Here is an 8725-nt window from a genome sequence, read left to right as displayed (position 1 = left end):
GCCGCCGTGCGGTTCCACACGACAGCGGGCCGGCCGGCGGCGAGGGCCGCCGCCGCGAGCGCGCGGCCCATCGCCCCCAACCCGAGGAACGTGGTGCTGGTGGTCATCGAAGGTTCCTTCACTGGCTCGGTGACATGACGGGGCGCGCGCCGGTCACCATCGTTCACCGGTACATTCGGTACTGCCAGTACCTACTATTTTGTTCAATACTTACCAAGTGGTAAGTATTGAGGATCCGGGAGGCGATCGATGCGGTCCAGCGCCAGGCGAGGCCCGTACGTCTGCGGCATCGACGCCGCGATGGACGTGGTGTCGGGCAAGTGGAAGTCGCTGATCCTGTGGGAGCTGGCCAACCACGGGAGCCGCCGCTTCGGTGAGCTCCGGCGCGGCCTGCCCGGCGTCAGCGAGAAGATGCTCATCCAGCACCTGCGCGAGATGGAGGAGGACGGCCTGCTCCACCGCGAGGTCTACCGCGAGGTGCCGCCCAGGGTCGAGTACTCACTGACCGAGGACGGCACCACGCTCAACGAGGCCCTCCGTCCGCTGGGCGCGTGGGGCACCCGGCGGCGCGAGCGCCTCGGCGGCGAGTAGCGACGGTCACGGCCGCCGGCCCTACGCCACACCGCCCCGTCCCCGTCGGGTTCCAGTGGTCGACGACGGTGAACCCATGACCGCCCGCGCGGTCAGCGCGCCGCGGGCGGTGCGCCGGGCTCGATCCGCAGAGCGTTGACCCACAGGCGGGTCAGGGTGTGCACCGCACGGTCGAGGGCGACCGGCCGGCCGGTGGTGAACATGACGTAGGCGGTGCGGCTGACCATGGCCGACAGGGCCGTCGCGGCCAGCTCGGGATCGAGGTCCGGGTCGGCCAGGCCTCGCTCCTGCAGCCGGCGGATGAACCGCGCGTTGCGGGTGACGAACGCCCTGGTACGGCGCAGCCGCAGCGCCCGGAAGGCATCGTCCGTGGTGGACAGTTGCTCCAGCATCGCCATGAGGCCGGCGTTGCGGCGGTAGGCGGTCAGGTAGGCGCGGTTGGCCGCCTCGATGCCCGCCACGACGCCGGCCGGATCGTCGTGGGGCGATGCCGGGCCGGGGTCCGGACCGGGGTGCAGCATCTCCTCGCCGACGTCCTCGAGCACGGCGGCGAGGACGTCGGCCTTGTCGGTGAAGTGTGAATAGAACGACCCGTGGGCCACGCCGGCGGCGGCCGAGATGTCGGTGATCCGCGCCGCCACGTACCCGTCCCGCTCGAAGACCCGCCGGGCGGCGTCGACCAGCCGTCGCCGATTGCGCGCCGCATCCGCCCTGGTCATCGCCCTACCCCTACCGTTAACTTGACTTCGGAGTCAAGATAATCGCATGGTACCTCCATGGCCCGGCATTTCGAGGTGCGCACCGACGACCTGAGCCGCACCAGAGTCACGGCCGCCGACGACGGCGACGTCCGCCCCGGTGAGGTACTCGCCGAGATCGAGCACTTCGGCCTGTCCACGAACAACGTGACCTACGCGCGGCTCGGCCGGCGCCTGGGCTACTGGCGGCTGTTCCCGGCGGCGGCGCCCTGGGGCCGGGTCCCGGCCTGGGGCTACCTACGCGTCGTGCACAGCACGGTCGCCGAGGTCGAGACCGGCCGCCGACTGTTCGGCCTGTGCCCGATGTCGACGCACGTCACGCTGCGCCCGGGCCGGGCGCACCGCGGCGGGTTCGCCGACGCGTCCGAGCACCGCGCCGGCCTGTCCGCCGCCTACAACGCCTACAGCTACCTCGACACCGATCCGGCACACCGCCCGGACCTGGCCGACCACCTGTTGGTCCTGCGCCCACTCATGTGGCTGTCATACCTGGTCGACGACCTGCTGGCCGAGCATGGTTGGTTCGGCGCTGAGCGGGCGATCGTCACCAGCGCCTCCAGCCGGGCCGCGACCGGCCTCGCACGCCTGCTCGCCCGGCGCGGCCTGCGGACCGTCGGCCTGACCGCGCCGCACCGCCGGGCCGCCGTCGCCGGGCTCGGCGTCTACGACGAGGTGCTCACATACGACACTGCCGGCACTGCCGGCACCGCAGAGCCGACCGTCCTGGTCGACGTGGCCGGCGACGACGCGCTGCGCGGGCGGCTCGCAGCACACCTCGGGGACGCACTGCGCCACACGGTCGTCGCCGGCTTCACCCACGACGCCACCGGCGCCGCACCCGACCTGCCGGCCCCGCGCACCACGACGCTGTTCGTCCCCGACCGGATGGCCGAGCGCGCCCGCCGACTGGGCTGGAACGACCTGAACGCCGGCTACGTCGAGGCGCTGCACGACTTCGCCGCCTGGTCCCGGCCGTGGCTGCGGGTCACGCCCGGCCACGGCCCGGCCGCGGTCGCCGCCGCCTACGACGGCGTCCTGACCGGCACCACTCCCCCCGCCACTGCCCACGTCCTCACCCTGTCCGAGTACCCCGGCCCCTGAGCCCGGCGCTGTCAGCACCACCAGCGGAAGGGCACGTTCGAGCCGCCGCTGCTGGGCGTGGCCCAGCCCACGATCACGGCGCCGTCGGCGCTGACCGCGGTGGACTGGACCGTACCGAAACCGTGGGGCCGCGGAAGGTCGGTGACGCCGTCCGGTCGCCACAGCACCGGACCGAACCCGGTGTTGACCAGGACCGCGCCGGTGGTCGTGACGCCCGCGCCGCCGCTGATCGGGTCCAGGTCGACGACCTCGACGGTGCCGGTCCGCAGGTTCCACCGGGCCCAGATCGGCGCCGCCACCCCGCTGCGGCGGCCGCTCACCGAGTCGGCGACGGTCGTCGCGAGGTAGTCGACCGGGCCGTCCACCCAGTCGCCGGTGATCCGGGTGGCGATCCCGCCGGGCCGGCCGGGCGGGGTGGGCAGCGCGCTGCCGGTGCCGTCGGGCTGCCAGAGGTACGGCGCCGCACCGTCGTCCAGCGCACCCACGACCCGGCCGTCGTCGCCGATGTCGTAGGCGGCCGACCGCCGGCTGGCGGGCGTCGGCAGGAGCTCCGCAGGCGCCGCCGACCCGTGACGCCACAGGACGGCGCGGACGGCACCGCCGGCCAGCGTCGCCTCGCCGACGACGTCGCCGGCCGCGTTGACGCCGTTGGCGCGGGCGCCGGTCGCCCCGCTCGGCAGCGCCAGTTCGCGGACCCGGCCCTGGATCGCGTACGGGACGTCATGGCCGTTGCGCTGCAGCCAGCCGACGACGACGCCGCTCGCGTTGACCGCCCCCACCGTGACGTTCGCGCCGCCGCCGACGGCGACGGAGTGTTCCTCACCCCCTACGGACCAGGTCACGACGTCGGAGCCGGCGTCGGCGGCGGTGTGGACCCCCGAGGGGTCGAGCGCCAGCATCATCGGGCGCGCAGTGCCGGGCAGGCGAGTGACCGTGCAGCCGGTCGGCGCGGGGACCGGCTTCCCGGGCTCCGGCGCCGGGCGCCGCTGCTTCGTCGCGGCGGCGATGCCGGCGGTCATCGCCAGGACCACCGCCGCCGCGGTCAACGCCGAGGCGGCCCGGCGCCGGCGGACCCTGCGGCGGCCGGCGACGACCATGCCCGCCGCCGTCAGCCGGCTGGTGGACTCGGGCTCGCTGGTCAGGACGGTCAACGGATCTTCGGTCATCCCACGCCTCCTGACGTGACGCCCGTGAGGTCGCCCTGGCCGAGCGCGCGGCGCAACGCCCGCAGCCCGTTGGACGTCTGGCTCTTTACCGTGCCCTCGGAGCGACCGAGCAGCCGGGCCACCTCGGCAACCGGGAGGTCACAGAGGTACCGCAGCACCAGTACCGTGCGCTGGCCCTCCGGCAACGAACGCAGCGCCGCCCGCACGACCATGCGCTGCTCGACCAGCGGGTCGTCGGCCACCGCTGCCGTGTCCGGCGGCGCCGCCCACAGCTGCACCCGGGCCCACCACCGCCGCCGGTCACCGAGGCACGCCCGCACGACCATCGTGTGGACGTAGGCGTCGAGGTGCTGCACCTCACGCATCCGCGGCCACCGCTGGTAGAGCACGGTGAGGGCGTTCTGCACCGCGTCGTCGGCCCGGTCGCTGTCCCCGAGCAGCTGACGAGCGATCCGGTGCAGCCGCGGGATGCGCGCACCCACGTACTGTGTGAAGTCCTGCTCCCACGCTGGCCGCACCTTCGGCGCCTCCTCAACTCCGGTCCCATTGAGATGCCGGCACACGGGGGCGAGGTTGAGGGGCCGCGCAAGATATTTTGAGGATGGGGCGACAGCAGCGGAAGGCGCGTCCGGTGACGTTGGTGGAGCCGCCGACCGGCGCCGGGGACATCGGCATGACCCGCCCCGGCCGACGGTTCCCACACCCGGCGTTCACGGCCGAGCCCCTTCACTCGCCGCACCGCCCGGCACACGGCACACTACACAATAGATCCAACTCAAGTCACAACCGCGTCCGGGGGCCGCGCCGGAACGAGAGCCGCGAAATCATCTCGGCAGGATACGCGATCTTGCGGTAGTCTATGTTTTATGTTGGCTCGCGCGCGCTACGTGGTAGTGGGTGTCGTACTGACCGCGGCGCTCGGGGCGTGCGGGAACGCCGGCAGTGTCGGCGGGCCGCTGGCCGCGCCCACCGCCGCCGCCACGTCGTCCGTCCGAGCGTCGGCGTCGGCATCGCCGAGTGCCCCGGCGTCCGGTGAGGTGCAGCACACCGGCGGGTACCAGTTCCCCTCCTACGCCTACCCGTTCACGCCACCCGGACCGCCGGTCGCCACCAGCCGCAAGGGCGGGGTCGAGGTCACGTACTTCGAGGTTGGACGGGCCACCACCAAGCGGGACTCGACCTTCCGCGACCGCGAGACCGGACGCAACATCTGGCCCGCCGGGTCACCCGTCGTCTACGTCGAGATGGTGGTCACCAACGTCGCCGCCGGCCGGTTCTTCGTCAGCGTCGCCGGGCCCCACCCGCTCGTCACACTGAAGTCCCTCGACTACCTGGGCGGCGTGTCGAACCTCGCGACGTTCGACACGGCCACCGCCGACGGATTCGGCGTCCACCAGTACGGCATCCGGACCAAGGACTACGACTGGACGAAGGGCGACCACTTCCCGCTCGACCCCGGGCAGTCCATCGCGCAGGCGGTCGCGCTCCCGCTGCGCACCGGCGAGGCCTACCGCTTCACGCTGCAACTGGATCTCTACGACCGGGTCGAGAAGGGCGATGACGGTCATTACGTGTACTTCGACCCCTTCTCCGTGACGTTCCCGGCACGGTAGTCAGGCCGCATACCCGGCCGCCTCCGGTGACCCGCACGGCACGAGGCGCGCGCCGTGCGGGTCGAGCGACCGGGCGGGTCAGCTGTAGGCGGCCTCGAACTGCGCCGTCACCGGCTGGCCGTCGACCACGCCCGTGGCCGTGACCGTCACGGTGCCGGCCGGGATCGACGCGGCGCGGGAGTTGAACGACTGGTACGCCGTCTTCCCCGGTGCCACGTCCACAACCGTGCGTGAACCGTACGCCGTGACGAGTTCGAGCGTGAGCGGAACCGTGTCGGCGTTGCGCGCGTTGACCGCCACGTACATCGTCGTGCCGATCCGCCGGACGCTCGCCTCCACCTCGACGGTCAGCGCCGGGCCGGTGGACAGCTCCCGATCGGCCGAGACCGCCTTCGCCACCACCGTGTCCTTCTCGGCCGTAGTGAACACGCCCGCGGCGACGAACGCGGTCGCGAGGTTCGTCACCGCGGCGACGAACTGTGCGTGGCTCGCGAACGGCGCCTGGTCCCAGAGCAGGTCCAGGAACGTCGGGCCGTCGGTGCCCGGCGACGTGACGCCGGAGACGGGCACGTCGTACTTCGGCAGGCCGTCGTTGCGCTTGCGGTTCGGCACGCCCGAGTCGATCGAGCCGAAGACGATCGTCGGCTCGACCCGGCGGAAGTAGGACGACGCGGCCTGGTTGTCGCTGATGTGGTACGGCCGCAGCGAGAACCCGCCGGCCGTGAACGTCGGGTCGCCGGCCGCCGTGGCCGCCCCCGCCGTCACCGCCGCGCGCGTGTAGTCGCCGTCGCGCTTGAGGTGCCGGTACAGCGTCAGCTCCCGCCACGCCCCGCTGCCCGGGTTGCCGAGGAGCTGCAGCAGCACCGGGCCCCAGAAGAGGGCCTGGGTGTCGGGGCGGTCGACGGCCCGCTCGACGCGGATGCTGAACGGCATCCGGATCTCGACCACGTCGCCGGGGCTCCAGGTGCGGCTCAGCGTCACGTACGTGCCCGGCTGCGCGGTCAGGTTCTGCGCGACGCCGTTGACGGTGACGGTGAAGCCGCGCCGCACCCAGCCCGGCACCCGCAGGTTCAGCGCGAGCGGCCCGGCGCCGTCCACGGTCAGCTTCGTGCGGTCCTCGCGCGGGAACGCGGTCGTCTGCGTAACGGTGAAGCCCTTCTCCGCCCACGTCAGCGTCGAGGGCAGGTAGAGGTTGACCCACAGCGTGCCGCCGTCGTCGGACCTGAGGTAGATGGTCTCCTGGTACTTGGTGTGGTTCTCCAGGCCGGTGCCGCCGCAGCAGGTGCCGGTGTTGCCGTAGCTGCGCACGGTGCCGGAGGCCAGCGGCTGGAAGTAGGTCACCTGCGGGTCGCCGGTGGAGGCGGTGTCGGCCCGCGACCCGGGGATCATGTTGACCAGGCCGCGCTCGTAGTAGTCCAGGTACGCCGGGTCGTGCTCGTGCAGGAACAGGTTGCGCGCGAGCTTCATGACGTTGTACGTCGTGCACGTCTCCGCGCCGCTCGTCGCCACCGAGTTGGCGATGTTGTCGCGGTTCTGGAACAGCTCGAGGTTGTTGTTGGAGCCGGGGTAGTTGCCGCCGGTGCCGCCGTGGGCGAACATGCGGTGCGGCACGACCATGCCGTAGAAGTTCTTGGCGGCGGTGAAGTACTCCTGGCCGCCGCCCTGTTCGAAGATGCGCAGGTAGCCGATGAACTGCGGCACGTGCGTGTTGGCGTGCAGGCGCTCGGCGCGGCGGCGGCCCGGCCGGTTCTGCGCGGTGACGACGAGGATGTCGCGGTTCTCGACGCAGGCGCCGAAGAGCGACTCCCGGTTGTCGAAGCACTTGGCGGTCTCCAGGTGCTTCGCGTCGCCGGTGAGCTGGTAGATCTCCGGGAAGACCTCGTTGGCGCCGCCGAACTCGCCGCCGATGTACAGGTCCCACATGTAGTTGAGGTCGTCGCGGGTCAGCGGGCCCGGGTAGTCGGGGTGGTTCTTGTCGCCGACGGTGAGCGCCAGGTGGGCCCAGTCGGCCATCTTCGTGACGACCTCGAGGGCCTGGGCGTTGCCGGTGTGGTAGTACGCGTCCAGCAGGCCACGCATAATCTTGTGCTGGGTGTACCACGGCGCCCACGTGTTCGTCGCGGCGTTGCCGCCGTAGACGGCCCAGCGGGGCGGGCCCAGCCGCAGTACCGCATCCTCCGGAATCGCTCCGAGGTAGCCCGGGAAGGTCGGGATCCAGTCCGCCGGGCCGGCCGTCGAGGCGGCCACGATGCCGGCGTCGCGCCCGTTCGGTGAGGCGTCCTTGAGCGCGGTACCGCCGGCCTCGTCGAACCGGTACCAGGCGATGTTGCCGCCGCCGGTGCTCCCGGCCGGGGAGTCCAGCATGGACAGCAGCTCGGCCTGGCTCAGCGCCCGGTCGAAGACGTGGAACTCGTCGACGGTGGCGTCGAGGAACGGGTCGCCGTACGCCGACCGCCCGATCCACCGGTTGCCGGGGTTGCCGAGGCTGGACGGGTTGAGCGTCATGCTTGTATTGGTGCCGGCCGGCTGCGCGTTGACGTACAGCGTGCCGACCTGGCCCGACAGCGTCACCGCGATGTGCACCCACTGGTTGGTCGGCAGCGCGGCGGTACCGTTGATTCGCTGTTCCTGTCCGGACCCGCCGACCGTGATCGCGAAGCGCGGCACGTTGCCGGTCACGCCGGCCCGCGGGGTCAGGAACATGTTGACGGTGGTGCTCTGGCCGAAGTCGAACAGCCGGGTCCAGGTCGCCGTGGAGGCGAGATTGATCCAGGTCGCGATGGTGAAGTCGGTGAGCTGGTTGATCGCCTCCTGGGGCAGGGTGCAGTACTGCGCCTTGCTCGCCCCGTTGAGCTTGAGCGCGTTGCCGAACCGGCCCTGCACCCGGTCGATCTGCGGGGCCGGCGGCTCCTCGCCCCCGCCGCCGGCGCCCGTCCGGGCGGTGATGGCGGCCTGGCACGCGGCGAGCTCGGCGACCATCCAGTCGAGCTTGCTCTTGTAGACGGCCTCGCTCTGGTCGGCGTACGCCTGGGCGAGGGCCGTCATGTAGTGCCCGGCCCAGTGGCCGCTGAGCAGCCCGCCGTCCTCCCAGCCGCCCGGCACCGAGACTCCCGAGGGGTTCGGCCGGCCGACCTGGTTGTTGAACAGCACCAGGAACCGGCGCTCGTCGTAGGCGCGCAGGAACGCCTTGGTGCGGTCGCGCTTCTCCTGGAACAGCCCGCTGCCGAGCCGGACCTCGCCGAGCTGGAACGGGCGGACGGGGGCGGTGCCGCCCGGCCCGGGCTGGGGTGGAACGGTGCCGGCGGCATTGGCAGGGGCTTGTGCGGGCGCCGCGAGGGCGGAGCCCGGCGGCAGCAGACCCGCGCCGGCGGCGGCGCCGAGCGCGGAGGCCTGCAGGAACTGACGTCGATTGGCCACTGAAGGTCGTCCCTTCGTCGGGGTGTACCGGCTCATTGTGAGCGTTCACTCGATTCGAGATCAACATCGTGCCGGGAGT

General features: G+C 72.1%; 8 protein-coding genes. 3 read left to right on the top strand and 5 right to left on the bottom strand.

Annotated elements, in window-relative coordinates:
* Positions 1-107: NAD(P)-binding domain-containing protein (locus ABZS66_RS41940; protein WP_354767905.1), on the bottom strand; the 107-nt coding region annotated here is incomplete at its 3' end.
* A 142-nt stretch (positions 108-249) separates the two neighbouring features.
* On the opposite strand from ABZS66_RS41940, the gene ABZS66_RS41935 reads away from it, so the two are divergent.
* The gene (locus ABZS66_RS41935; RefSeq protein WP_354767903.1) at positions 250-591 is read left to right on the top strand and encodes a helix-turn-helix domain-containing protein; all 342 of its coding nucleotides are present in this window, start codon (positions 250-252) and stop codon (positions 589-591) included.
* Positions 592-683: 92 nt separating this feature from the next.
* Here ABZS66_RS41935 and ABZS66_RS41930 read toward each other — a convergent pair whose 3' ends face one another.
* Positions 684-1310 (bottom strand): TetR/AcrR family transcriptional regulator, encoded by a 627-nt coding sequence (locus ABZS66_RS41930; protein ID WP_354767901.1) that lies wholly within the window; start codon positions 1308-1310, stop codon positions 684-686.
* A gap of 57 nt (positions 1311-1367) precedes the next feature.
* Between ABZS66_RS41930 and ABZS66_RS41925 the strand changes: the two genes are divergently transcribed.
* Positions 1368-2450: a DUF2855 family protein gene (locus ABZS66_RS41925; RefSeq protein WP_354767899.1), complete on the top strand. Its 1083-nt coding sequence runs from the start codon at positions 1368-1370 to the stop codon at positions 2448-2450.
* A gap of 11 nt (positions 2451-2461) precedes the next feature.
* On the opposite strand, the gene ABZS66_RS41920 is transcribed toward ABZS66_RS41925, so the two are convergent.
* The gene (locus ABZS66_RS41920) at positions 2462-3616 is read right to left on the bottom strand and encodes a hypothetical protein (protein ID WP_354767897.1); all 1155 of its coding nucleotides are present in this window, start codon (positions 3614-3616) and stop codon (positions 2462-2464) included.
* Positions 3613-4134, bottom strand: coding sequence for a SigE family RNA polymerase sigma factor (locus tag ABZS66_RS41915; protein ID WP_354767895.1), 522 nt, complete (start codon positions 4132-4134; stop codon positions 3613-3615). Before ABZS66_RS41915 ends, ABZS66_RS41920 begins: the two co-directional genes overlap by 4 nt.
* 348 nt (positions 4135-4482) lie before the next feature.
* Between ABZS66_RS41915 and ABZS66_RS41910 the strand changes: the two genes are divergently transcribed.
* Positions 4483-5229: a hypothetical protein gene (locus tag ABZS66_RS41910; protein WP_354767893.1), complete on the top strand. Its 747-nt coding sequence runs from the start codon at positions 4483-4485 to the stop codon at positions 5227-5229.
* Positions 5230-5307: 78 nt separating this feature from the next.
* Here the strand turns inward: ABZS66_RS41910 and ABZS66_RS41905 are convergent, their stop codons facing one another.
* Positions 5308-8646 carry a beta-L-arabinofuranosidase domain-containing protein gene (locus ABZS66_RS41905; RefSeq protein WP_354767891.1) on the bottom strand — a complete coding sequence of 1113 codons (3339 nt, stop codon included), beginning with the start codon at positions 8644-8646 and terminating at the stop codon, positions 5308-5310.
* Positions 8647-8725 lie beyond the last annotated feature (79 nt).

This window comes from Dactylosporangium sp. NPDC005572, from assembly GCF_040605515.1.
GTDB lineage: Bacteria > Actinomycetota > Actinomycetes > Mycobacteriales > Micromonosporaceae > Dactylosporangium.
The sequence above is the reverse complement of the archived record's forward strand: the minus strand, read 5'-3'. Positions and strand labels throughout refer to the sequence as shown.

Excerpts from the sequence above, each read along its gene's own strand:
- ABZS66_RS41935 (WP_354767903.1), top strand. The coding sequence starts at position 250 with ATGCGGTCCAGCGCCAGGCGAGGCCCGTACGTCTGCGGCATCGACGCC.
- ABZS66_RS41930 (WP_354767901.1), bottom strand. The coding sequence starts at position 1,310 with ATGACCAGGGCGGATGCGGCGCGCAATCGGCGACGGCTGGTCGACGCC.
- ABZS66_RS41925 (WP_354767899.1), top strand. The coding sequence starts at position 1,368 with ATGGCCCGGCATTTCGAGGTGCGCACCGACGACCTGAGCCGCACCAGA.
- ABZS66_RS41920 (WP_354767897.1), bottom strand. The coding sequence starts at position 3,616 with ATGACCGAAGATCCGTTGACCGTCCTGACCAGCGAGCCCGAGTCCACC.
- ABZS66_RS41910 (WP_354767893.1), top strand. The coding sequence starts at position 4,483 with ATGTTGGCTCGCGCGCGCTACGTGGTAGTGGGTGTCGTACTGACCGCG.